Origin of the sequence: Flavobacterium zubiriense (genome assembly GCF_041729725.1) — a bacterium.
Lineage (GTDB): Bacteria > Bacteroidota > Bacteroidia > Flavobacteriales > Flavobacteriaceae > Flavobacterium > Flavobacterium zubiriense.
The window spans coordinates 114,817-139,312 of sequence record NZ_JBCFQL010000006.1; the positions used below are offsets into that span (position 1 = coordinate 114,817).

34 protein-coding genes are annotated in these 24,496 nt (G+C 35.4%); all 34 read left to right on the forward strand.

What is annotated here, in order from left to right; all coding sequences use genetic code 11:
- Window positions 1–18: 18 nt before the first annotated feature.
- The 34 genes from AAGV28_RS06955 to AAGV28_RS07120 all read left to right on the forward strand — a co-directional run bounded on the left by AAGV28_RS06955 (window position 19) and on the right by AAGV28_RS07120 (window position 24,494).
- Complete coding sequence (locus tag AAGV28_RS06955; RefSeq protein ID WP_373406098.1) at window positions 19–297, forward strand: hypothetical protein; 279 nt, start codon at window positions 19–21, stop codon at window positions 295–297.
- Window positions 298–332: 35 nt separating this feature from the next.
- Window positions 333–611, forward strand: a complete 279-nt coding sequence (locus AAGV28_RS06960; RefSeq protein ID WP_373406099.1) for a DUF3127 domain-containing protein — start codon at window positions 333–335, stop codon at window positions 609–611.
- Window positions 611–793, forward strand: coding sequence for a hypothetical protein (locus AAGV28_RS06965; protein ID WP_373406100.1), 183 nt, complete (start codon window positions 611–613; stop codon window positions 791–793). Before AAGV28_RS06960 ends, AAGV28_RS06965 begins: the two co-directional genes overlap by 1 nt.
- Window positions 790–1,281, forward strand: a complete 492-nt coding sequence (locus AAGV28_RS06970; RefSeq protein ID WP_373406101.1) for a hypothetical protein — start codon at window positions 790–792, stop codon at window positions 1,279–1,281. Before AAGV28_RS06965 ends, AAGV28_RS06970 begins: the two co-directional genes overlap by 4 nt.
- A 22-nt stretch (window positions 1,282–1,303) precedes the next feature.
- A complete protein-coding gene (locus tag AAGV28_RS06975; protein WP_373406102.1) occupies window positions 1,304–1,576 on the forward strand; it encodes a hypothetical protein in 273 nt (90 codons plus the stop codon).
- Window positions 1,577–1,747: 171 nt separating this feature from the next.
- The gene (locus AAGV28_RS06980) at window positions 1,748–2,125 is read left to right on the forward strand and encodes a hypothetical protein (RefSeq protein WP_373406103.1); all 378 of its coding nucleotides are present in this window, start codon (window positions 1,748–1,750) and stop codon (window positions 2,123–2,125) included.
- Between the two features lie 111 nt (window positions 2,126–2,236).
- A complete protein-coding gene (locus AAGV28_RS06985; protein ID WP_373406104.1) occupies window positions 2,237–2,914 on the forward strand; it encodes a hypothetical protein in 678 nt (225 codons plus the stop codon).
- Window positions 2,911–3,258, forward strand: a complete 348-nt coding sequence (locus AAGV28_RS06990; RefSeq protein ID WP_373406105.1) for a hypothetical protein — start codon at window positions 2,911–2,913, stop codon at window positions 3,256–3,258. Before AAGV28_RS06985 ends, AAGV28_RS06990 begins: the two co-directional genes overlap by 4 nt.
- Entirely contained in the window at window positions 3,255–3,533 is a 279-nt protein-coding gene (locus AAGV28_RS06995) for a hypothetical protein (protein WP_373406106.1), read from the forward strand. Before AAGV28_RS06990 ends, AAGV28_RS06995 begins: the two co-directional genes overlap by 4 nt.
- Window positions 3,534–3,801: 268 nt before the next feature.
- On the forward strand, window positions 3,802–4,104 hold the full coding sequence (locus AAGV28_RS07000; protein ID WP_373406107.1) for a hypothetical protein: 303 nt from the start codon (window positions 3,802–3,804) through the stop codon (window positions 4,102–4,104).
- 110 nt (window positions 4,105–4,214) lie between these two features.
- Entirely contained in the window at window positions 4,215–4,583 is a 369-nt protein-coding gene (locus tag AAGV28_RS07005; RefSeq protein WP_373406108.1) for a hypothetical protein, read from the forward strand.
- A 42-nt stretch (window positions 4,584–4,625) separates the two neighbouring features.
- The gene (locus AAGV28_RS07010; protein WP_373406109.1) at window positions 4,626–4,817 is read left to right on the forward strand and encodes a hypothetical protein; all 192 of its coding nucleotides are present in this window, start codon (window positions 4,626–4,628) and stop codon (window positions 4,815–4,817) included.
- Between the two features lie 804 nt (window positions 4,818–5,621).
- Window positions 5,622–6,119, forward strand: a complete 498-nt coding sequence (locus AAGV28_RS07015; RefSeq protein WP_373406110.1) for a hypothetical protein — start codon at window positions 5,622–5,624, stop codon at window positions 6,117–6,119.
- Window positions 6,116–8,329 (forward strand): SGNH/GDSL hydrolase family protein, encoded by a 2,214-nt coding sequence (locus AAGV28_RS07020; RefSeq protein ID WP_373406111.1) that lies wholly within the window; start codon window positions 6,116–6,118, stop codon window positions 8,327–8,329. Before AAGV28_RS07015 ends, AAGV28_RS07020 begins: the two co-directional genes overlap by 4 nt.
- A gap of 51 nt (window positions 8,330–8,380) precedes the next feature.
- The gene (locus AAGV28_RS07025) at window positions 8,381–8,938 is read left to right on the forward strand and encodes a hypothetical protein (RefSeq protein WP_373406112.1); all 558 of its coding nucleotides are present in this window, start codon (window positions 8,381–8,383) and stop codon (window positions 8,936–8,938) included.
- Between the two features lie 87 nt (window positions 8,939–9,025).
- The gene (locus AAGV28_RS07030) at window positions 9,026–9,586 is read left to right on the forward strand and encodes a phage holin family protein (protein WP_373406113.1); all 561 of its coding nucleotides are present in this window, start codon (window positions 9,026–9,028) and stop codon (window positions 9,584–9,586) included.
- A complete protein-coding gene (locus AAGV28_RS07035; protein ID WP_373406114.1) occupies window positions 9,579–10,109 on the forward strand; it encodes a peptidoglycan recognition protein family protein in 531 nt (176 codons plus the stop codon). The genes AAGV28_RS07030 and AAGV28_RS07035 overlap by 8 nt, the downstream gene beginning before the upstream one ends.
- A gap of 44 nt (window positions 10,110–10,153) precedes the next feature.
- On the forward strand, window positions 10,154–10,747 hold the full coding sequence (locus AAGV28_RS07040; protein ID WP_373406115.1) for a hypothetical protein: 594 nt from the start codon (window positions 10,154–10,156) through the stop codon (window positions 10,745–10,747).
- A 23-nt stretch (window positions 10,748–10,770) separates the two neighbouring features.
- Window positions 10,771–11,640 carry a S49 family peptidase gene (locus tag AAGV28_RS07045; RefSeq protein ID WP_373406116.1) on the forward strand — a complete coding sequence of 290 codons (870 nt, stop codon included), beginning with the start codon at window positions 10,771–10,773 and terminating at the stop codon, window positions 11,638–11,640.
- Between the two features lie 32 nt (window positions 11,641–11,672).
- Window positions 11,673–13,844 (forward strand): hypothetical protein, encoded by a 2,172-nt coding sequence (locus AAGV28_RS07050; RefSeq protein ID WP_373406117.1) that lies wholly within the window; start codon window positions 11,673–11,675, stop codon window positions 13,842–13,844.
- Window positions 13,845–13,871: 27 nt separating this feature from the next.
- Window positions 13,872–14,687: a hypothetical protein gene (locus AAGV28_RS07055; protein ID WP_373406118.1), complete on the forward strand. Its 816-nt coding sequence runs from the start codon at window positions 13,872–13,874 to the stop codon at window positions 14,685–14,687.
- Window positions 14,688–14,820: 133 nt separating this feature from the next.
- Window positions 14,821–15,936 (forward strand): hypothetical protein, encoded by a 1,116-nt coding sequence (locus AAGV28_RS07060; RefSeq protein ID WP_373406119.1) that lies wholly within the window; start codon window positions 14,821–14,823, stop codon window positions 15,934–15,936.
- 106 nt (window positions 15,937–16,042) lie between these two features.
- Window positions 16,043–16,549 (forward strand): phospholipase D-like domain-containing protein, encoded by a 507-nt coding sequence (locus AAGV28_RS07065; RefSeq protein ID WP_373406120.1) that lies wholly within the window; start codon window positions 16,043–16,045, stop codon window positions 16,547–16,549.
- 379 nt (window positions 16,550–16,928) lie between these two features.
- Window positions 16,929–17,408: a hypothetical protein gene (locus tag AAGV28_RS07070; protein WP_373406121.1), complete on the forward strand. Its 480-nt coding sequence runs from the start codon at window positions 16,929–16,931 to the stop codon at window positions 17,406–17,408.
- A gap of 35 nt (window positions 17,409–17,443) precedes the next feature.
- Window positions 17,444–17,761: a hypothetical protein gene (locus AAGV28_RS07075; protein WP_373406122.1), complete on the forward strand. Its 318-nt coding sequence runs from the start codon at window positions 17,444–17,446 to the stop codon at window positions 17,759–17,761.
- Window positions 17,743–18,384 carry a hypothetical protein gene (locus tag AAGV28_RS07080; RefSeq protein ID WP_373406123.1) on the forward strand — a complete coding sequence of 214 codons (642 nt, stop codon included), beginning with the start codon at window positions 17,743–17,745 and terminating at the stop codon, window positions 18,382–18,384. The genes AAGV28_RS07075 and AAGV28_RS07080 overlap by 19 nt, the downstream gene beginning before the upstream one ends.
- Window positions 18,356–20,059: a hypothetical protein gene (locus tag AAGV28_RS07085; RefSeq protein ID WP_373406124.1), complete on the forward strand. Its 1,704-nt coding sequence runs from the start codon at window positions 18,356–18,358 to the stop codon at window positions 20,057–20,059. Before AAGV28_RS07080 ends, AAGV28_RS07085 begins: the two co-directional genes overlap by 29 nt.
- Window positions 20,060–20,172: 113 nt before the next feature.
- The gene (locus tag AAGV28_RS07090; RefSeq protein WP_373406125.1) at window positions 20,173–20,649 is read left to right on the forward strand and encodes a hypothetical protein; all 477 of its coding nucleotides are present in this window, start codon (window positions 20,173–20,175) and stop codon (window positions 20,647–20,649) included.
- A complete protein-coding gene (locus tag AAGV28_RS07095; RefSeq protein ID WP_373406126.1) occupies window positions 20,649–20,972 on the forward strand; it encodes a hypothetical protein in 324 nt (107 codons plus the stop codon). Before AAGV28_RS07090 ends, AAGV28_RS07095 begins: the two co-directional genes overlap by 1 nt.
- A complete protein-coding gene (locus tag AAGV28_RS07100; protein ID WP_373406127.1) occupies window positions 20,969–22,192 on the forward strand; it encodes an SNF2-related protein in 1,224 nt (407 codons plus the stop codon). The genes AAGV28_RS07095 and AAGV28_RS07100 overlap by 4 nt, the downstream gene beginning before the upstream one ends.
- Complete coding sequence (locus AAGV28_RS07105) at window positions 22,189–23,463, forward strand: DUF3440 domain-containing protein (RefSeq protein ID WP_373406128.1); 1,275 nt, start codon at window positions 22,189–22,191, stop codon at window positions 23,461–23,463. Before AAGV28_RS07100 ends, AAGV28_RS07105 begins: the two co-directional genes overlap by 4 nt.
- On the forward strand, window positions 23,460–23,963 hold the full coding sequence (locus AAGV28_RS07110; RefSeq protein ID WP_373406129.1) for an IbrB-like domain-containing protein: 504 nt from the start codon (window positions 23,460–23,462) through the stop codon (window positions 23,961–23,963). The genes AAGV28_RS07105 and AAGV28_RS07110 overlap by 4 nt, the downstream gene beginning before the upstream one ends.
- Complete coding sequence (locus AAGV28_RS07115; protein ID WP_373406130.1) at window positions 23,960–24,205, forward strand: helix-turn-helix domain-containing protein; 246 nt, start codon at window positions 23,960–23,962, stop codon at window positions 24,203–24,205. The genes AAGV28_RS07110 and AAGV28_RS07115 overlap by 4 nt, the downstream gene beginning before the upstream one ends.
- On the forward strand, window positions 24,192–24,494 hold the full coding sequence (locus AAGV28_RS07120) for a hypothetical protein (protein ID WP_373406131.1): 303 nt from the start codon (window positions 24,192–24,194) through the stop codon (window positions 24,492–24,494). The genes AAGV28_RS07115 and AAGV28_RS07120 overlap by 14 nt, the downstream gene beginning before the upstream one ends.
- The last annotated feature ends 2 nt before the right edge of the window (window positions 24,495–24,496 follow it).

Here is a 24,496-nt window from a genome sequence, read left to right on the forward strand (position 1 = left end):
ACTTAAATAAATAAAGTCATGACAACAGATGAATTAGAAAACAAGATAGGTTTCCAAATAGGTTTTTTACTCTTTTCAGAAAAAAGCACAGAAACCACAATTGCTGATTTAAAAAAAATAGCAATTGAATTTGCAGAACAGTATAAAAACAAAGCGGATAAATGGGATGCTTTAGGCGAAAAAATTGCCAGATGCTATTTTGACGAAAATGGAGATGATCTTTCAGAGGAAGAATCCGAAGATATCGATTTAGGAACAATCGGAGAAAAAGCAGCTATCGCTTACGGATGGCTTTAGAAAATAAATAATCATAATCAATTAAATCAATAAAAATGGAAATCACAGGAGAAGTAGTAAGAGTATTAGAAACCAAAGAAACTGGCGCAAACAATTACAAATCAAGAAGCGTACACGTAAAAACAATAGAGCAGCACGCACAAATTTTGGATATCCAATTTACACAAGGCAATGTCACCTTACTGGATAACATGAAAATAGGACAGAAATTAAAAATTGCTGTCAATCTCAAAGGGCGTGAATGGACAAATAAAGAAGGTGTACTACAGGTATTTAATACCATAGTAGGCTGGAAAATCGAAAAACTTGCCTGATGTACAGCTGCTACGAAATCAAAAAGATATTTGCGCTTTGCAATACCGTTTTTGAAGTATTTAAAGCCTGTGAAGCTTTTGAAGCAATTATCAAAGATGGCGATATGCCTGTTGAAAGGGAACGATTTTTAAAAAGGGAATCGGTAGTTAGATCCAGACAAATAAAAACTTTCAAGCGATGAAATTACTAGAAGTACGTGCAGCACTAAGAACCGCCAGTAAAACAGATTTGTTTGCTGGCGATGTTCACAACATGAGAGCTAAACAATGGATAAAAGAAAATACAACAGTCTTTTATTTGGATTGGGAAACCAATGTGCTCTCAGGACCTTTCATCGTAACAGAGGGAAATAATTTTCAAGACCTCTATAAACGAATGGCTTTTGGAAAATGTGGAGTTATCACTCCTATTCCTAATGTTATCACTGATGAATTTTTGTTTGAACTGGTGCTGCGCGAAGCTTCTATAGATGATCTAAAAGACACACCCAGACACATCAAACTGAACCGCATTTACTATATCTATGCCGATCAAAAACTCACAGGGCCTTTTTTTACTGATAATAGTACTACGAGTTTGTTTCTTGAAAATCTAGTTGCCAAAAAACAAATTTTTGTACCTAACGAAAGGCAGCATTTCAGGAAAAAAGAATACCAAAAAACCGCTTAAATAATCACTTAAACACAATACCATGACACAAGACAACAACATCATCGAAATCCCAGTAAAAGTAATCCTGACTGGAGAATTCAACAACTTCGATTCCTGGATAAAAAACACTCAGGAATTAGCAAACAAATATGGCGTCAATTCTAAATTGCTTCATCAGGACAAAAATGGATTTGCCACCAATGGTTATGAATTAAGGAATCATCAACACACGAAACCTTATCCTGTCAAGACTTATTTATTAGTTCAGGATCCTGCAATAGAAAAACCACTTCCTTATCAATCAAATAACTAAAGTAATGACTTATAATAACTACTGCACTGTATGCGGGCTTCCAGAAAAAGCCTGCTTACACTCACAAAATTATGACGAACAAAAAAAAGACTACCGTGTAACAGCTTTGTTCTGGGCTATCATCGGGTTTATACTGGGGGTGGGATTGAGTTTAACATTGTACGTTGAATTATGCGAAATCTACTTTTAATCTTAATCCCTTTTTTAATGAATGCTCAAGGCTTTCAATTAAAAAACACCGAAGATTTCACGCTATCTACCATCTTAGATCCTGGTGCATCCATCAAAGAAGGTGGTTTGTTTATAGGAGCCGAAATTGAATACTCCGGAACAGTTTACACCCGTGTGGGTGTGGCAAACTTTCAGGTTTTGAAAGATGGATATACCGAAGCAATTGGAGGTATTGGTTTGAACTTTACAAGCGGGTATTTTGAAAATATCCGCTATTACACAGGAATACGTCTTGGGGTGATAAAACGAAAAGCCGCCAATGCCACCGCTGGACTCGAAGCGGGAATTGATTTTAAAATTGGCGAAAAGCCTTTATAGGTTTAAGAACTTCTTACGACTACCGAAGCGATTTCCAGTTTTACGATTACCCCAACCAAATGATCGGCAGCGGGTATATTAGAATTGGAACTAATTTTTAAAAATGAAACGATGAAAATAAAATATCACCCAATATTATTCTCCACTCCAATGGTTCAGGGAATAAATGAAAATAGAAAAACTCAAACCCGTAGAACTAAGGGTTTGGAAGAAATTAACAAGAATCCTGAGTTGTATCGATACGATGGAATTTGTACTGATGAAGATGATTCTTATCAAGGATCTCATTTTTTCGAATATATAAATAATCAAGGTAAACCTTTAGAAACATACCATCCTATAGATTGTCCTTACAATGTTGGTGATGTTTTTTGGGTTCGGGAAACATTTTGTGGAATAATTCAAAAAGATGAATCCACAAAATATCATTATAAAGCAAATTCAAATTGGGCATTAAAAGAAGCTTTAAAAATTATCTGGAAACCTTCTCTTTTCATGCCTAAAAAAGCCTGTAGATTTTTCCTTAAAATAAAATCTATCCGTGCGGAACGCTTGCAGGATATAAGCGAAGAAGATGCAATTGCTGAAGGTATTGAAATAGTAGGTAAATCAGCTAATGGATTAACCTTATACAAAGAGTATCATTTAAGTGTTCCAAATTTTCACCCAGTTACTTCATTCAGATCATTATGGATAAGTATTAACGGAATAGATTCTTGGATGGAAAGCCCCTTTGTTTGGGTGTATGAGTTTGAACGAATTAACAAACCTTTAAATTTTGGAGTATGAAAAGGCCTTTTGATTTCATCGATAATAAAAAAATAGATTTATCAAATCAATTACATCGAGATGAAGTAATAAAGCGAAATAAAGCTCTCCAAAATGTTATTGAAAACGGAATTGAACTTTATCGTCTTCCTGTTTCAATTACTACTAGGATAAATATTGAATGCCATGTTTGTGGCAGTCAAGCGGAGGGCGAATTATGCAGAGATTATGAATCATACTACGACCCCGAAGATAACATACCCAGTTTAAAATGTGATTGTTGTAATTCAACTTATCACTATCATAAAAACAGTGAAGCCTTTTTTCTTAATGTTTATAAAGATAAATTAAAACCTAAGCCATGACTAATCTAACAGCACAGGAGATGTATAATATAGCAGCTTCTGTTTTAAAAGACAGAGGACTGCCAGAACCAAGAAGTATTTGGAACTTGCAAGATGTTTACGCAAAAGACTTTATCGATAAAGGCACTTACTTAAATCGAACACAAGTAACTATTTATTTAAAAATAGAAGGTAAGGAACTGTTTTCGTTCAGGATTGAAGCCGTAAACGAAGCCGAGTATCGAAAGAAACTCCTTCACATCATAACAACTGAAATTCAACCAATAACAAAATAAATATTATGTGTAAAAAAGTCATCCCTTTCGAAGAGTGGAAAAAATTAGGAGAAGAGAAATTCAAAACAGATAGTTTTAGCGGTATCGTTTTAGATTACCGTTAACGGATAGCTACTTTAAGATGCTTGCATATTACGGAGCTGAGGATTTTCCGCAGGGAAATACGAACTTATGAAAAACTAAATATTAATGCACCACAACTGATGCAAGTAGCTTAAAATAGCTGTTGTGCGATGGTGCTTTTAATTACTAACTAAATTATTTTAAAATGAAACTTACTCAATTTTCAAAATCAGATTTACCAATAATAACAGACGAACATTTTTGGATAATTAATTTACCAAAATATAATGACCCAACCGCTTTAGTTTTACGTTATGATGGCGATTTACTAAAAGATTCCTTCAAAGAAAATCAGTCACATTTAAGTATAGGTCATAATTATTTTACAAGAGCCGAAAGATTACCAAAAGGGATTACAATAAAAAGAACAGTTGTTTCGGTTTTGCCTTCTGCATTTTGGCAGAAATCTCTTTTGGAAAGATATTTAAAAGAAATACAACATAAATAGCTTTTATATGCGGTTTCGTAGCATCTCGCACAACGTTCGGTCGCTTTGTCTAGTGGCGTAATTAAAGACTAGACTTCACAAAAACACACTAATTATTAAATTTAAAACTTATGATTTCAGACACAGACCAAGTAAAGCCATTAGACAAAACGACTGTTAGCCGTTCGGTTACTGATGAGAATAATGATTCAGAATATTATTATTTAGGCAGAAAAATAATGGTTCAACAAAATTTTACCAAAAAAGAAGATAGACCATTTGATGCTTTATATCAAGCACAGTCTTATTTGAATGATTTAGGTTATGAATATGGTTCATTAGCCGTTACTTCAAGTCTGAATGTTGCGGTTAGAAAAGGAAAATATGATTTAGCACAAAAATGGCACAATTTAGATAAAGAAGAAATTGCTTCAATTGATGGTGTAATTAGAAGTTTAGACTATCGAGAAGGTCAAGTTACCGTGATGTTGTTTAACTGACGGCTAACTAATCGCTTGGCGCATAAAAAGTATTACATATCTATGGGAAAGGTAATAAAATACACAAAAGTGAAGGTTATAAAAATAACCGAAATGCAACATCATACTTTAAAAAAATTAGAGAGTTATCAAATTAATGTAGCTCAATTTATTCGTGATGCAATTGCCGAAAAAATCAAAAGAGAGTACCAGGAACTCATTCTTAAACCTAAAAAATCAGATTATCCTTTTTAACCACTCCTAACCGAGTGGTTTTTTTATTCCTGTTTCCATCCTATTCTGGTCATGCCTTCGCGAGGATGCGTTATATGGATTGGGTAAGGAATTTGTTTAGATAATCGCAGTATGAGCTTATGGCGGTAAGGCGATAGATGCTCGAAATTTTGCAAAATGCAGATAGGTTTTCCGTATTTATTCAGGACTTGCATACAGCAGCCCGTCCGGAACTGATTCCTCTTGGAGAAATATTGTATCGAAGTTATTGTATCGGGTTCCAATCGCTGGAGTATTGATTTCATTTTTGCAATTTCGTCGTCTGTTAAGGGCATTTTTCAGTTGTTTTTTTTATCGCAATTTACAACAAAGTTATTTTTTCTGAAAATTCTAACACGGTAGGCGCATTCTCACATCTTTTTCCTCCTTACCTCCTAACTTATATAAACCTAAAAAAAAATGTAACTTTGTAACCATTGCTGAAATATGCTGTAATATATAGTGTTTACAGTTACATTTTACTTTTAATAGTGTAACTGTAGTTACAAAAAAAATGTAACTAATAAAGAGGTTACAAAAACACATTTTCTTTTCTGCTGTTGGTTACAAAACTAGTGTAGTATGCTAAGGTCAATAAAATCAAGGGTTAACGCTTGTTTTTTAGCCTTGGTTACATTGTTACAAAAATTTATGGGATTATTTGACTTTCTTGAAGTATTTAGAAAGATAGAAAACTAAAATAAATCTATTTTAAATACATTTTTATTACTTACATATATCTATTTTAAGTAGATTTTACTTATCTTCGTGAAAAGTATTAAATCTATGGAAGTTCTTGAAAGAGTTTATGTTAACCCTAATATTTGTGGAGTCGAATTGGCTTTTAGAGGGGAGTTAGTAGCTGCTTCTATTCCTGATTGGCAACATTTTTTCAATTCATCCATGTTTGCCGTTGATTTTTCAAAAACTTATGTTGGTTTAGGTAGCGTTGTTTTTGGCGAAGAAAGCGAAAAAAGTGCAGCGGGAACTATATACAAGCAAAGTGTTACTATTAGGTTTCCATCTACTGATAAAAATCGGTCGGAACGTATAGCCTTAATGGACAAAGTGCGTTTTGTAAAACTGAATTTGACTAATGGTACTTATTTAGTCATAGGAAGAAATGATTACAAGCAAAACGCCCGTCCAAAAATTAACATAAAAACAAATGTAAAAACTGCTGAAGTAGTTTTTGAAACGGTTTCAATATTTCCTTCTGGATTTGTAGATGATGCAAATTCGGTAGGACTACCATCTTTAATTCCTTTATCCTTATACTTATGAGTTTATTAAACTGGGCTGACAAGAAAAACAGCCCCAACTTAGCAGATTTTATTACTAAATATGGTTCAGAATATTGTTTGACTGCGGAAGAAATTAACGCAATGCGAGATGCAGTTAATGAAATGGCTACAATACAACAATCTGTTTTTTTAGGTACAGCAGAACCAGACTATACTCCTACGGGAAATGGAAGAGGGTATTGGATTGCTATTAAAGCTGGAACGTATGCCAATTATGGCAGTGTTGTTTTGGGAGCCAATGAAATTGCTTTTATTATTCGTGATGCAGCCGGAGCTTTTACCATTAGCAAATCAACATTAGACTTGAGTACAGCTATTGGTCCACAAGGACCTCAAGGCCAACAAGGACCCGCAGGACCTACAGGGCCCGCAGGAACTGCCAACATGGTTACATGGAGTGCAATTGCTTTTGCTTCAGGTAGCCAAGTCAACCACCTTGGTAAAGATTGGGTTGCTAATGCTAATACTGTTGCGGGTGATGTTCCTGGTACTTCATCTAAATGGGTGGAACGATTGAGTGGTTATGCTATTCCTACTGTTTTAAAATCTGCGGTTAAAAACGTGAATTTAGTTACGGGAAATATTCGAGCAAATCAAGGAATTGTTTACAACACGGCAGGGACGTATTCTAATTCTAATACTGATTATGACGCTTTAGTATTACCGATTGATGCGAATACCATATATAAAATATCAGGATTCTTTAAAAGTGCAGGAACAATATTAGGATTTTTCAGGGAAGATTCAGTAGGTTCGGGAACGTTTACAAAAGTGCCTGAGTCGGAATGTTATTTATTCAGTTATTTCAACAAAACCAGGTTTTTGTTAGGGGGAGGTGATTTAAGCGCAAGTGAAAACATCAGTACTTTTAAAACTCCAAACATAAGCGGTTTATTTCTGATAATTAACACAAGATGGGATGGTAGTAACACAGCATCTACTTTGATTGTCAATAAAAGTCCGTTTGTAGCTTACGAACAAAACGACCAAGTACAACCAACCGCTATTGGTTCTAAAGAGATTGAGGATGCACATAATTATTTTTTAAGAAACAAAACAGAGTTTGATCTATCCGTTAAAAGTGCTGTTGTTTCTACATCAGCAGTTGAAAGTAATACGAAAAACTTATTTAACGAGGACAATATTGCAAAAGGTTGGGGCGTGGTTTATAATACAACTAATGGAATAACAGCTAATGACGATTATGATTGTGCGGTTATTCCTGTAACTGCAAACGCTATCTACACTATCAGCGGAGATTTATTAGCTAAAGATGGTATTTCAGGAGGACAAAATTATTTCTTTGGAAGGTTAACATCAGGAAAATATGTGCCGATAGCAGACAGCGAATTAACAACTTATTACCCTGAGAACGGAGCTACGTCAAATAAAGCATACAGACAAGGAGTTCGACCCGCATTAACTACTTTTCAAGTGCCGAACGTATCAGGAGATTTGTTTTTAGTGCTTAATACTAGATTCTTAACTTTTAACAATAAAAGCACTTTACAAGTAGAACAGGGAATCATTTCCACTTTTTATGCCAATGCTAAAAGTAGTACTTTGAAAGACTTTTTAGGGTATTCTATTAAGCCGAAGGTTTTGCCACAATATCCGTACCAATGGGAAGGAAAGAGAATTTACTTTTTTGGAGATAGTGTAACATCAGGAACTTATCCGAGTATTGTCGGAAATAATTTAAACTGCAATATTGTGAATTATGGCAGTTCGGGTTCAGACACTTTGAGAATGTACAATATCGTAACGGGTACGGGGTATCCTTTACCTAATTACAATATGTGTCACGCAGTTGTTTTAATGATTGGGCATAATGGAGATTCGGGTGGAAATGGAACGGTGGCTGATATTACAACAGCACCTTACCCGTCAACTTTTTGGGGTAACGTTGGTAAAACAATTGAGTACTTTCAAGTAAATTATCCAAGTATAAAAATATATTTTTCAACACTTCATTTAACGGATAGGGATTCGTATAACAACAGTAAAACAAAGTCAAACCTGATCACTGATATTTGTGAATATTACTCTATTCCTGTTATAGATACGCTTAGAACTTGCGGAATCAATAAAAAAAATATAATGACTTATGTACCCGACTTGACACATCCTAATGCTTCGGGTGATGCTTTAATAGCAAAAGCCCTATCAATTGGGTTAACCAGTAAATAAGTATCATCAGACAGCTATCAAAGCGGTGGCTGTTTTAAAATAACAAAGATCATGTCTATCGTTCCTATTCAGATTCGTCCACATTTGGTTTCTTATTTTTTTAAAGAAAGTGATGGCAAAGAACACGCTTATGCAAATAAGAGAGTGAAAACGGTTATCTATACTTCGGATATTTCGGGTATTGGTAGAATCATTAGGCGTTTGATGGAAAAGGCTGACAGGCATTTGAATGTAGATCATTTTAATTTGTGCTTAACTATATCGGATTTGAATAACAAAAAAAGCTACAAAGGCGAAATCTACAAGTTTGCCAATGGTGCCAATTCCTATTTGCGATTGCCTCAGGAAGCAAATGATGATATTAATGATTTGCTGGAGGATTTATTCCGGATGTCCTTTATATCATACATGAATGGTTGTATTGAGAATAATAGCCAAGCTGTAGTATTGAAAGCTATTGACAAATTTATTGCTAAATATGATCTGGAGGAATTTGGATTTTGTAATGACAGTTTGCGGCAATTGTATTACCGTGAAAAAAAAAACGCTAAAATCTTAGCCCGCTTTCAAAGTAAATCATCTAACAATATTTTAAAATTCAACCAATAACAGTAAAAGCCTTGCAAATGCAGGGCTTTTTTATGTCACAGGCTATTTGGTGCTGTAAAAGTAGTTTTACAGTAAATAAGCCGCTCTATGAACATACTTGACTATTTATTAAAAGGATTTGGTTACGAAAACAAGCATGATTTTGCAACCACTGTTTTCAAAATTTTATACGTAGATAAAAGTGCCGTGTTACTTTTTCTATCCGGTTGCCTTGGTACAATTAGGTTAATTACTAAAGATTTTTTAGGACTGGATGCGGCGGTTTTCTTTTCCTTGATTTTTTTGGTTTGTGCTGAAGTGTGGACTGGAACTAAAGTTTCTGTCAAGATAAAAGGCGACCGTGTTCAAAGCAGAAAAATAGGAAGAATGATTCTTAAAATCGGGGTCTTTACCTCAATTCTCTATGTTTTACATTCTTTTTCTTCTAAAATGGAATGTCCTACTGTATTAGGCTTAGAAGTCAATCCCTATGAATGGCTGTATTATGTAGTCTTTACAAGTATCGTTTTTCAATTAGTCATTTCGTGGCTAGAAAATTTAGCGGCTTTGGGGTATTCCGAAGCGCGCGGATTGATAGGTATTTTGCTGAGAAAATATAATAAATGGTTTGAATTTGACGGAACCAAAAACCCTTATAAAAATGAGTAATAGAGCAAAAAACATAAGATACATCGTAGTGCATTGTCAGGCGGGTCATGGAACGCTGCAAAGTATGCAGAACTTCTGGAAAACATCTTTAGGATGGAAATCTCCAGGATATGCCACATGGATAGATTATGATGGTACACGACACAAACTAGCTGATTATAATGCGGTGACTAATGGTGTAGCTGGATTCAACTCGCAAAGTTTGCATTTGAGTTATCGCGGTGGGGTTTTGCATGAAAATGTAAAAGTAGCTGCTGATACGCGAACACAGGCACAAAGAAATTCGATTCTTCTTGAAATCATGGAAATGATGGATTGGCTAAGTGAGAATGGCAATGATTTACAAAATGTGATGATTGTAGGACACTATCATTTTTCTACTGATAAAAACAAGAATGGCGCTATTGAATCGTGGGAGCGAATAAAGGAATGTCCAAGCTATGATGCTTATACCGAATATCAGGATTTTATGCTGAAAGAAAACGTGATGTATCACAAATTGAAATTGCCTAGGAATAGGTGATTTTATTGAAAGATTAAATGATTGAATGATTTAAAAATTGACTTATGAAAGCGATTACCATAAAAGCTTTGGATTATGTAATCAAGTTACTTATAGCATGGCTGTTAATTAGCCTTATGGCTTGCAGTTCGAAGAAAAAAGCGGCTGAAAGCATGATTGATTTGCAAAGTAATACCGATTTGAAAACAAGTGAAGGAGCAGCTTCTTTGGTTACCAATTCTAATGTTTTAGCTACTACCAAAAAAACGGATACTTCCAGTGAAACAGAAACGGAAACCAACTATAAACCTATTGATCCTACCAAGCCATCAAGTGTGATTACTCCTGATGGGAAAAAGTACATTCTGGACAATGCGGAAGTGACAGAACGTAAAAAAGAAAAAAAGGCAAATGTAGTTTCGGAGGAATCGAATGCTTCATCAAATTCCAGTTTAAAAAATTACTGGGGAAAAGATACTACGCTGATTCAATTTGAAAATGTTTATGCCCGTGCATCCAGTTCATTACAACGTAGCGGTTTCAATTACTGGTCTTGGTTGTGGGTTCTAATCATCCTATTGTTAGGTATTGGTTTGAACTACTTAAATAATCGCTTTAAGTGGGTTTCTTACGTCACAGCGATTTTTAAAAAGAAATAACACCTTCGTAAAAAATAAAGGAAATGAGAGTAGATAGACTTTTAATGGATTTAACCCGTGGACAATGGGCAATGTCATTTGATGGCCTTTTGGCATATATGCCAATTGCACATAAAATCATGATGGGTGAAAATGTTCCTATTGTCGAAAATACAAGTTCCCTGATGACTGTAGTAGATCATAATGGAAAAACGGTAGCTCCCAGTAAAGATGGTTTTATTGATGCTCCTAAAGGCTCAGTTGCAGTAATTGATATGGTAGGGCCTATTATGAAATATGGAGGAATGTGTAGTTATGGTGCGGAAGAAATTGCTATGGCCATGTATGCAGCGGATAGAAATCCAAATATCATGGGGATTGTTTTTAATGAAGATGGTCCAGGAGGCGGTGTAAATGCAATAGGTCCTTTTATCCAATTTGGAAAAGACAAGACTAAGCCTGTGGTGGCTATTGCTGATCAATGTGCCTCTTTGCATTACTGGGCTATGTGCGCAGTTGCAGATCATAAGATGGCAAACAATAATGTTTCGGCTGCATTTGGTTCTGTGGGTATTGTGGCTTCATTTGCTGACAACAGAGAATATTTAGAAAATTTAGGCTATAAGTTTCACGACATCTATCCGCCTGAAAGCGAACATAAAAACTTAGCTGTAAAACTGGCATTAGAAGGAAAGTATGAAATGATTACCGAGGAACATCTTTCGCCTTTGGCTATAAAATTTCAAGGAGGTGTGCGTGCTGCCTGCCCTAATTTGAAAGAAGAAGTTGGGGTATTAACTGGTAAAACTTTTGGGGCTGATGATGCTTTGAAGTATGGAATGATTGATTCTATTGGTAGCCTTGACCAAGCCATAAACAGGCTTCATATTATGAGTGAATTGAAATCGCTATAAAATTAATTAATAACACCTTAAAACAAAATCCTATGAAATGGAAATTTATGGCCAAAACAGTAGCGATGATAACCGCACTGTTAGGTAAGACTGAACTCCCAATTGATGGCGAAAAAAAAGCCCTCAATCTGAGTGCTGAAGACCGACAAAAGATTGTCGATGCTTTAGGTCCTGATTTAGCTGACCAAGCTATTAATGGTATTGATCAGGAAATCAAAAACCTGGCACAAAACAATCTAGACTTGAAAGCTATTCAAGATGAAATTGCAGCTTTAGTTGCTGAATCGGGCTTAACTGCTGAAGAATTAGCTACCAATGCTAATGATAATGCAGATGATGGAAAACCAAATCCGGTTGAAACTGTAAGGGCTATTACAGCCAAAAACAAAGAATTGGCTGCTATGGTTGCCAAATTAATTCAAGAACCTGAAGGAGATAGTCCTTTGGAAGTAATCGGAGGAAAAAGAGGAAATATGACACACTCAGCGACACACTTGTTTGGATCTGGTAAAAGCTATGATGCTTTTGATGGAGGGCGTGTATGGAATGCCCGTTTAAGAGATGGAGGCATCAAGGCAACCGACTTTAATAAAGATGGTGTTATACCAACTTTACAAAGTGATATGGCTCATTTTGTGGAGGAAAACTCAGGAGTGTTAAACTCCTTGTTTAATGACTTTGCCGAATTACCTAAAGAATGGGATATGCGCTCTGGAGTGCTTGACCGTGTTTCAGATGGTTATATTATACCTGCTGAAATTGTTCAGGGTAGAGCTAACGGATGGTCTCCTAAAAACAAATTCAAAATTGCAGCCGAACAAGGACAAGTTTACCGTAAGAAAATCGATATTACCTTCAACGGTTACCAATTGCAAGAAATTGAAAACACTTGGATTCGTTCTTACAATAAAGAAGGTTCTCATCCTTGGAAAATGTCATTCATTGGGTTCTTACTTGGTGAGTTGATCAAACGCCAAAAACTGGATGACCGTATGGCTCAAATCAATGGTATTTTCGTTCAGTCGCCAGATGGTGACGATAAACCAGGAGCAGCTGTGAATTCACAAAACGGATTGCGTTACTTATGGTGGTACTACCGTGATGTGAAAAAACAATACAAAGCTTTTGATATTGGAACTCCTACCGAATCAAACATTGTGGATTATATCAATACCATGATTAAAATGATTCCGGAGATTGAAAGAAAAGAGCAAGGTCTAGAAATTCAATTGTCGGACAAATGGTACCAGGCTTATGTGGAGCGTGCGGGAATATTAAGACCGTTAGTTATCAATAATGCTGCTGACCAAGGAAAATCTAAATATCAGTTGACTAGCCCAATTGATTATCCAAATATCAAATTCCAGCCTTTAACAGACCAAACGAATACTGATTTTATTGGTATTACACAGTCTAATAATATTCAGGTTTTAGAATATAATACTGCGGAGAAAGGGAAGTTCACCGTAACTCACGAAAAGAGAGATACACATATTTTTGCTGATTACCGTTTGGGAATCCGTATTAAATTTGTAGGAACTAAATTGGCTGAAAATGATCCAAGAGAATTTGAAGTGCAAAAAGTATGGTCTAATAACGTGCCAGTATTTGGTAATGATATTTTCGTTCCTGCCTTTGATGATACTTCAGGTATCTTGAAAATTACTTATCCTAACATTGTTGTGGATCAAACGTGGAAAACTAATATTTCAAGCATTGAAGGTGCTGTTAAAGGTTCAATTGTTAAAATCAAAGGAAACACTGGATTAGCAGGTGAAAAGAATTTAGTTGATGGTGCTGGATTAGATTTGACAGCCAACTTTGATTTATCTACTGGTGGAACAATCACTTTGTTTGTGAAACAAGATGGAACTTTCAAAGAATTGAGCAGAACGAATGCTCCGGAAGTTGCGCCTACAACAGATATGAATTTCACTACAGCTGTATTGGATGTAAAAGGTGGTACGGTCTTTAAATTTACTGGAACAGCTGATACTACAATTTCTAACATCTTAAACGGTGTTGAAGGTAAAACTATCAGAATCTATGGAACTAATACTGTAGATGTAGAATTGACTGTGGCTGATGTGGCTAATGTAATTGATGTAGCTACTAGTGCTGTATTGCCTGATGCTGTATCTTATGTTGATTTGACATTTGTAGCGGGTGTATGGATGGAAACTGGAAGAAGTATAACTGCTTAAGTGAATTGAGCGTAAAAAATATAAGTTATGTATTTAGGAAAAGTTTATAATAAAACGTCATCCGCAGCAGCTGCTCCAAAAGAGCCAAATGTTACAATAATTGCGGTAAAAAGTATTTTAGGTTGGGCAGCAAGGGATTCTAAAAAAGTGAAGATGAATGGGAACTTCACTTTTACCGCCAATCCGAAAATTGCTTCGTTGTATCTTACATCATCTAAATCTAGTGCTCCTTATGAAAATACAGGAGAAGAAGATTCGATGTCAGTAAAACACAAGTTTGAAGGTGAGCATCCGGGGAATGATTTACAAATCAATGAGTTCATTGCCGAATGGTTGAATGAGCCTTGTATTGTAATACATGGAAGCTGTCAAGATGCCTTTAGAAAAGTAGTTGGGACTAAGTGTGCTCCAGTACAATTAAAACCTACTGGACAAGATAATAATGATGGTCGTAAGCACATGTTGGTTTTTGAGCAATTTGCCAGTACAGAATGGTTACCTGGTCATTTTACAGGAACTGTTGATTTTAACACACCAACAGCTGTGGCTGATGCTGGAGCCGTAACCATTAATGAAGCGGGTGGTGCTGTTTACCAATTACCAAGTTTAGCAATTACGGAGCCTATTGTGTTTGCAGCAATTACTGCTGATGCCGGAACTGTAATTACCTTAATAGGTGGCGGTGGTGTAGCTCCTGCTACATTATCAACTGGAGTGGCTGATAAATCGGCAATATTAGTTAATGGTACCGATTGGGTAGCTTTAGCGGGTGCGATTATTCATCTTGAGGTGTTTAAAGCCGGTGCAACGACTTTCTTGATAGAGAAAGCGAGAGAAGAATAGTTTGTGTTTTTTTTAGTTAGTAGTTTGGGAAAAGCCTCTGCATTTGCAGGGGTTTTTTTTATGTCACAGCATTTTAAAATGGTAATTACCAATTTTACAGTTCAATATACTATTAACATTAAGAATTGAAACTATGAAAAATAAAGTAATTGAGTTCTTCCAGAACTTACCTGTTGAAAAACACGAGCAGTTTAATACTGCTTTTGAATTGTATAGAAAGTCAGAAGGGAACAATGAATCTATTGTTCGTTCTCTGAATGCTGTAGGATACACCGAAAGTAATTTGCAAAATTTACTTTATGATTTGCAAAAATTACATGGTATCACGGATGTGGAGAAAGTTAGAAGTGAGAAGTTAGAAGTTAGAAGTCAGAGGTTACCTGATGAAAGAATTGCAATTCTATCTGGCTTAATTGCTTTGCTTCCTGAGCATTATATTGATTGGGTAGAAGCTTTACAGGAATCAAATTATACTATTGAAAATTTAACTCAATTTGCGGTTGCAGTTGGGAATGATAAGGCAGTTGAAGTTTTAAAAGCGGTTGAACTAGCGTCTTTAAAAACCTCTGATACTGTTAATTCAATTAATGATATTGTGGTTAATGGGTTGAAGGAGGAAAACGAAACTTTGCTTTCGGAGAAAGAAGATCTAGAATATGAAAAGGAAGTTTTGGAGGATGAGAATTCAGACTTACATGATGAAAACGAAGCTTTGAAAGAAAAGGTAAATGAGTTAACAGCGGTTACTGGTACTTCTATTCGTGAGGAATTCCCATTTCTAAATGATTCAGCTTGTCCGAATGAATTGAAAATTCTTGTTGCCGATAAAATTACGGCTTGGAAAATCTACCAAGAAAAACACGCTCAATTATTACAAATAGAATCAGGGGAATTGGTTGTTTCTAAGGAGGAACAGTCAGAGATTGCGGAAGCTGCTAAAGTAGCTTTTGAAGAAAACCAAGCCATCTATGACGAATTGAATGTTTACAAAGAGACTGGAAAATTACTTGGTAAACATTCGATTTTTAAAACGTTACAGTTTCAGCGTGAAGTGGATGAAATGTCTCCTGAGCAATTGAATAAATACATAGGTTCCAGTTCAAAATATTTTAGCGACAATAAGAAGTCTTTAGCGAAAGCGGAACAGGAAAATGATGAAGCTAAAATTATTGAAATCAAAGAGCGTGTGGCTGATCGTGAAATGAAATTATCGATGGTCAATAAGAAGTTAGGAATCAGCACGAAGTAAGATGTTGTTTGATTATAAATCCTCCCCACAGCCCCCTCCGAAGGAGGGGGAGGTTGGTGTATATGATAGGGACGGAAAATCAGAAATGTTTGTGTCAAAATACCTAGTGAAACATTATCAAAAGGTTTCTTCTCTTGAAAATGATTTGATGCGGATTCCAACAGATGAGGAGTTTTTCTTTTTGCAAAGTGATACGGCATTTAATGCTTTTACATTTATTCCTTTTGTAGCTAAACATTTCCCTATCAAAGAATTATACGCATCGACTTATAGCATTGGACGAAAAGTAATTGAAGCTTTAGTAGAGATGCACGACAAGGGCGAAATTGAACAAATCACGCTATTGGTTTCTGATAGTATGATCAAACGGAATCCACTTGTAATTGATAATCTCATGGCAATGGCTTCTAGTCGTCCGAATTTAAAAGTGTTGTATGCGTGGGTGCACGCAAAGGTTTGTCTGATGCGGACCAATGAACATCATTTTATTGTGGAAGGTTCTGGGAACTGGAGCGAAAATGCCCACTATGAACAGTACACTTTTGGGAATTGCAAGGGTTTGTATGATTTTAGAATGACGTTGTTTACTGAGAGTAAATTGAAGAAATATTAATCCTCACCCCGACCCTCTCCAAAGGAGAGGGAGACGTTGTGGAAAAACTAAACTTGAAAATCTATGATTAAAATAGTTCCTATTTCAAGAAAACCAAATTTTATAATTGTTGCCCGATTTGGGGAATCATATATTTTATATCATTTGGATGATTTAAGCTGTATTAATAAGAGTTCGGATGTTGGGGTTTGGAACATAAAATATAAAAAAAACTTATGATATCATCACTCATTTTTTCGATTGTGAAACTGCTGTTAGGCATTGGGGCGGTAGTTTTTGGGTTTGTTATAGGATTGTGTTTGTTAGGTGTTTCGTTGCCTACTGGGATATATTATCAATTGGGGCGTTTGTGTTCTTTTATTAGAAAAAAAATAACAACATGGATACATTAACCATTTTATACAGTATTGCTGTTCTGGCTTTGATTTGTGCGGTTTTTTTGGCTGTTTCGGGTGTTAGATGTGGAGGAAGAACAATTCCAGAACCTCCTGAGCATTTGAGGCCTAAAGGTTCTGTTCCTAAAATGAGAAACCCTCCTAAGCCTCCAACAAAATGTATTTGTAATAATATTAAAAATCATTCTCCTGGTGGCAGATGTGAAGTGTGTTATAAAAAAAACAGTATGCCTATTTATGAAAATCCTCCTATGCCCCCAGCGATAAGTGCTGAATCTATGAGATTGTCATTAGAAAATAGTAGAAAGGCTGACAAGGCTTATAAAAAAATGATAGCTCAACTAGAGGATGCTCAAGAAGCTGAAATTAATTATAAGAGTAGAAAAAAATTTAATGAACTCACATTAACTCTTTCACCTGAGAATATGAAAAAATATTTGGATGCGCTTGAATTAAAAAAATAATTGGAATGAGATTGCTTCGTTCCTCGCAATGACTTATGGAACTATTAGACATAAAATTTTCGGAAGAAGAATATACTGCGATACATGATTTGGCGGGGTGTAATTATTCGCCTGAGCGAATTGCGGTTTATCTGGAAGTAGATAAGAAAGATTTCCTGAGGTTGTGGTATGATAAAGAATCACAGGTGCGGAAAAACTATGAGCGCGGCAAACTGATTGCTGAGTTTAATATCAACAACAAACAAAAGGAACTGGCGGAAAAAGGAAATATTACTGCAGCACAAATTTTCCTGAAAGAAGCGGAAAAAAACGAAGTGAATAACATTAGGAATCAATGCTTATTTGGAATATGAATTTAGATGATATATCATTAGACCATATTTATGATTTTATGGAAAATGGGAGTATTAAAAATGCTCCTGAAGAAATTGTAAATTACTTATTACTTTTGGATAAAGTAATGGGTATGATTCGTCGTATTGATATCTATGGGAATAAAGATGCTGTGATAAAGCATCTTGTTTTGGTTGAAAATATTTCCCCTTACAAAGCCAAAAAAATATACAACGAAACCTTAGAATATTTTCATTCTGATAAAGAGGTTTCAAAAGATGCCTATCGTAATTATTATGCTGAAAGGATGGACAAAGTAACCAATTTTGCCATGCTGATTATGAAAGATGTAAGTGATGCTGCTAAGGTTCATAAAATGCTTTTAGATACCATGATTGCCCGTGGAGTTAATGAAGAAGATAAAGAAGTTATTCCAGACCATTACTATGAAAAACCGATTAATTTATTGACTTACGATGCACGAATTCTAGAATTTGGAGAAACGAATAGGAAAGCACTTGATGATTTCATCAATAAACTACCGGAACTTACCGAGAAAGAACGCCAACGTATCAAGCAAGAAGCGTTGTTAATGCCTTTAAAAATATTCCCGAATGAGCAGGAAGACCCACGTAAAGCATAACGATCCTTTTATTAATCCTGTTTATGTAAACTGGTTAAATTTATTGTGCGAACTTATTTCGCCCAAAGATTTGATTTTATTAGCCGGTCGTGGTGCTGCCAAGACTGATATTTTTGCTCAAAGGTCACAGAATGTTATGTATGATATGCCAGGCAGCCAGCAGGTAATTGTTTCGGATACTTATGTAAATGCCAGGAAAAACATTCTCCCAACCTTACTTGAGGGATGGGAACGTAAAGGCTGGTATCATGGTCGTGATTTTGTTACCGATACAAAACCTCCTTTGCATTTTAAAAAGTGCTACAAAAATACAGATTCCTACAGACAAACTATTTCAACAAAAGTGGGCGTTCGTTTGCTTTTAGGAAGTCTTGATCAGCCTAGTGGATTGGCGGGTAACTCTTTTCAGCACATGTTTGGTGACGAAGGGCGATTACTAGATTTTAACAAACTTAAAAAATTAGATCCTGCAATTCGTGGTGGTGACGTACGCTTTCAATCCTCTGTTTATTACCGTGGTAGAACCTTTCTTTCTGATAATCCTAATATCCTGCAAGGGGATTACGACTGGATGCTGAATCGTGAAAAGGATATGAATATTGAGCAAATTAAAGCAGCGTTGGAATGTGGTAAAATTCTAAATGAAATTAAATGTGAGCTTTACAATGCCCAAATGGATAGGAATGAATACAAGGCAAATCTTTTATTAAAACAAATTGCCAGATGGACTGAAAAATGGATAAGGGTACGTAAGGATTCTACTTTTTTTTATATGGTTTCCTCCATGGTCAATGCTGATATTTTGCAAGAAGGTTTTTTTAAAGATACATTTAAAGCATTGGGACCTGAGGAATTTAAAACTGCTATTTTAGGTTTTAAAGCTGATATAAAGAAAGGCGAAAAATTCTATGGTACACTAGGCGAACATCATTATTATGATGATGGTGTTATTACTGAATATTACCATAAATACTCCTTGATGGAGGAAATAGAGGAAAGTAGTTTGGCATTGCGACACATCGACCACAATGCGAAACTAGAAGGGGGTATGGACTTTGGCGATATGTGTAGTTTGGTGGCGGCACAGCCAAGAGGAAACTACTTGTATTGCCTAAAAGAGTTCTATACTTTGGCTCCTGAAAACGAAATTCAAATGGGACTGAAATTTTGTGAGTTTTTCAAACATCATAAGGTTAAAGTTTTGGACTTGTATTATGATCGTTCTGGAAATCAGAATAGCAAAACCAAACGAGATTGGGCGAATGCCATTAAAAAAGCGATTGAATACAATAATGGTTCTAGTACTGGATGGACTGTAAACTTGAAATCTGAAGGACAATCCACTATTTACCATGAGGAGGAATATAATTTTGCTAAAAATTTGTTTGGCGAAAGAACTCGTGGTTTAATCAAAATCAAAATAGATAAGTTTCAATGTAAATGCTTAAAAAGTTCCTTAGAACTTACAAAAATAAAAATTAGAACAGATACAAAAACAGGGTCAAAATCTTTGCACAAGGATAAATCTACTGAAAGCTTGCCTTTGGCTTCAAGACCTATGTTTTCTACCAATTTTAGTGATGCGTTTAAATATTTGGTTTACCGACCTGCTTATGTGAAGCTTGTGAATACGCATTCTGGATACTCGGGAATGGATCCTAGTGTGGGTGGGTAAAATATTTAAAAAAAATAATACCTTTTTTATTTGTTTTATTGATTCGTTTACGCTACATTTGTAGGGTAGTAATTAAGAAGTCCGGTGCAGGACGATAAAGTCGCAGAAATATTATGAGAGCATTTAACATTAAATTCCGTGAGAACTCATTTGTATCAGGCAATCCAACAGAAGTGATTGAAAAACTGAGTGAAAAAGGTTTATTTCTTAATGAAATAAGCAAAAAACACATTGAAGAAATGATGTGTCAAGAAAGACCAACTTCTAATAGTTTTGCGGCTGGAAATAACTCAGGAAATCCAATCGTTTACATCAAAGAAGTTACAGCTTTGAGTAATGACGCTTTGTCTAATAATAAACTTGAAGAGATAAAAAAATACGTTGCTGAAAACTATCCTAATGAAGACTTAAGACCTAATTACAAAATTTATGAAGATGGACGTATTCATATCGAATTGGGTATGAATTGGTATTGGAGTAGCATTTTTAAAACTCATTTAGCTGTGCATGAGTTTGGTTTAAGAGAACAAAATATAAATGTCGAAAATGTAAAAAGGCTGATTGACAATTTTGTTTATAAAAATAAATAATGAAAGTTTTATGTTATTCGGTAAGGCTTTCGAGCCTTACTGCAATATCTGACAAATGCTATAAAGCCACAGCCTTTGATGGTTCAGAAGCATTAATCCCAAAAAGTCAGGTATTCGGGCAAGATTACAGTGTTAGTAAAAGCGAGGCGTACTGGATAAGTGAATGGATTTTGAAACAAAAAAGCCTTCAATATTCAAGCAAAAAACAAGCTACTTTCGATACTATCACCAGAAAAGAAGTTCCAGTATGGATTGTAGAAAAACACGAACCAACTAAAATAGATCCTTTAGAAAACAACACCATTAAAGAGCTGAAACGATGATAGCTTCACTCCCGCAACAAATAGAAGTAAAAACAAAGCTGATGCCTAACAAGGTTGGAGCTTTGTTTATGAAACCCGGAACGGCTAAAACTCGACCAACTATTGAAATGGTAAACGCTGTTGAAGGAGTTGATTTAGTGGTTTGGATTGGTCCTTTGCGAAGCATTAAACCAAAGGATGGTTTACCCAGTATTATTGATGAAATCAATAAATGGGGTGGGTTCAATTGTACGAACGTGGTATATATGGGTATTGAAACTTTACAATTATCAGACCGTGCTTATTTGCAATTGTACAAACAGATTGCTACGGCTTGGCGGTGTTTCTTGGTGGTTGATGAAAGTATCAAGATGAAAAACTTTGAAGCCAAACGCACCCAGAGAATGTTGACATTAGGCAGTATGGTAGAATATAAGTTGATTTTGAACGGAACGCCCATCACAAAAAACTTATTGGATTTGTGGAGTCAGATTCATTTTCTTTCGCCTAAAATCCTCCGAATGGATTATGCGGAATTCAAACAGACTTTTCTGAAATATACGAAAATCACGAAGTCGGGCGGTTATGGAAGAAATTACACCAAGGAATTCATTACTGGAATTGAGAATATTGATTATCTCTATTCATTGATTGGAGAATATATTTTTGAGTGTGATTTGAATTTGGAAATCAAACAGTATTGGAACAATTATAATTACACGTTGTGCGACGAAACCAAGGAAGAATATAATTATCTGAAAGAAAAGTATCTCGATGATAAAACATTGGAAGAAAAAAACAATAATATCTTTCTAGAAATGACACAAAACATGCAGCACACGTATTGTTGCACGGAGAATAAGTTTGAAGTTTTGGAGGAACATTTCAAGAAATGGCCAGAAGAAAAGCATATTATCTTTTGCAAGTTCATACGATCACAAGAAGAAGTGAAGGAAGCTTTCCCGAAAGCACAGGTTTTGAGTTACCAAAAGGAATCAATGAGCCTGAACTTGCAGAACTATCCTTATACGATTTTTTGGGATAAAAACTTTGATTGGGGTTTGCGGGAACAGGGAAGTTTCAGGAATTACAGAACGGGAAACCTAGAGGATTGTTATTATTGGGATATGACTGGTAATGTAGGACTGGAAGCGTTATTTGATAAGAACGTGAAGGCAAAAACGAGTATGGTAGAATATTTTAAAAAAATAGGTAGAGAAAATTTAAAGAAAGAGTTATGACAGTTCATGAAGCTTCGCAGGAACGATTGAGAATTCTATTTAAGGAATTCGATAATATTTATGTTTCTTTCTCTGGAGGAAAAGACAGTGGTGTGCTTTTGAATTTGTGCATCGATTATATTAGAGAGCATAAATTGGATAGAAAAATTGGTGTGTTTCATTTGGATTATGAAGCGCAATACAAAATGACAACTGATTATGTCAATGAAACTTTGGAAGCTAATGCTGATATTCTTGAAATTTACAGATGTTGTGTTCCATTCAAGGTTTCGACTTGCACTTCGATGCATGAGAATTTTTGGCGACCTTGGGAGAAATCAAAACAAGATATTTGGGTTTCGCCATTGCCTAAGGATTGTTATACCGAAACTGATTTTGATTTCTTTAAAAATAATATGTGGGATTATGAGTTTCAGGAGAAATTTTCATTGTGGTACCATAAATTGAAAAAAGCAAAGAAAACGGCTTGTTTGGTTGGAATTCGTACGCAGGAAAGTTTGAACAGATGGCGTGCTATTCATTCTGATAAAAACTACAAAAATTACCAAGGTATTAAGTGGACTAAAGAAATGTTTCAAGATGTTTACAATGCCTATCCTATTTTCGATTTCACGACAAAAGATGTTTGGATTGCAAACGGGAAATTCAATTGGACTTACAATAAACTTTACGATATTTTCTATATGGCTGGTGTTGGGATAGAACAGCAACGTGTAGCAAGCCCTTTTTTATCGACTGCACAGGAAAGTTTGAAGATGTATCGAATAATTGAACCTAACACCTGGGGGAAATTATTAAGCCGTGTAAATGGCGTAAATTTCACTGGTATTTATGGAGGAACTACCGCAATGGGATGGCAAAGTATAAAATTGCCCGCTGGACACACTTGGGAAAGTTATATGTATTTTCTTTTATCGACTTTGCCTGAAGTAACAAGGGCTAATTATTTTGAAAAACTTTCGACTTCCGTAACTTTTTGGAAAGAAAAAGGTGGAGTTTTATCGAAAGAAACGATTGAAAAATTACGAACTGCAGGCGTGAAAATTGAGGTTAAGGAAAGTACCAATTATCAAACATCAAAATTACCTGTAATAATGGATTACATTGATGAAATTGACATTGCAGAAGCAAAAGAAATTCCAACATACAAAAGAATGTGTATTTGCATAATGAAAAATGACCATTTATGTAAGTATATGGGATTCACGCTCACAAAAAATGAAATTGCAAAAAGGAAAAATATAATGGCTAAATATCAAAATTTATTATGAAAAGTCCAGTTTACAATGTTTTGGCTGTGCCAATAGACAAAATTAGAGCAAATAGCTACAATCCTAACAGTGTAGCGCATCCTGAAATGAAACTTTTAGAAACTTCTATTTGGGAAGATGGTTATACAATGCCGGTAGTGTGTTACTACATTGCTTCGGAAGATATGTATGAGATTGTAGATGGATTTCATAGATATACGGTTTTAAAATCTTCTAAACGAGTTTTTGACCGTGAAAAAGGATTGCTTCCTGTGGTTGTAATTGATAAAGACGAAAGCAATCGAGTAGCTTCTACAATAAGACATAATAGAGCGCGTGGATCTCACGATGTGGAACTAATGAGCAATATTGTTTCGGAACTCACAAAAGCAGGAATGAGCGATGCTTGGATAATGAAACATATCGGGATGGATGCCGATGAAATATTAAGATTAAAACAAGTTTCCGGATTAGCCGAATTATTTAAAAACAAAGAATTTTCAACAGCAAAAGAAATATGAAAGAACAAAACGTAGTAGTAACAATGTTACTCGAAGAAAAACGGAATAAAGTAGCGAGTATTATCCAAACTGCCCGAGTGCAAAAAGGATGGTCCCAAACGGGACTGGGTGATCGTGTAGGTTTTAGCCGTAGTACAATTGCCAGGATTGAAGCTTGTGCATTTTCGCCAAATGCAGATCAATTGTATATGATATTGGAATGTTTGGATTTAACTTTAAAAATTGGGAATGAAGAAATTTGAAGCGCATAAGCATTATTGGTGGGGAGAAAACCATCAGCACCACGATGGAGAGGAAACGATTATAAAAATGAGTTTTCCTCGTTGTTTTATCCGGTATAAATTGAATGAAGCCTATTTTGCAGATTATGAAGAATTCTATGCTAATATTGCGGAAGTTCAATGGTTTGATGGCGATAAACCATCAGAAAAAGAACAGGAACGTATTATGATGGAAGCCTGGAACTTCCTAGCTATTGAGGAACGTCTTTTGGAGGAGGATTTAGAGGATATTGATTTTGATGAAGATTAATT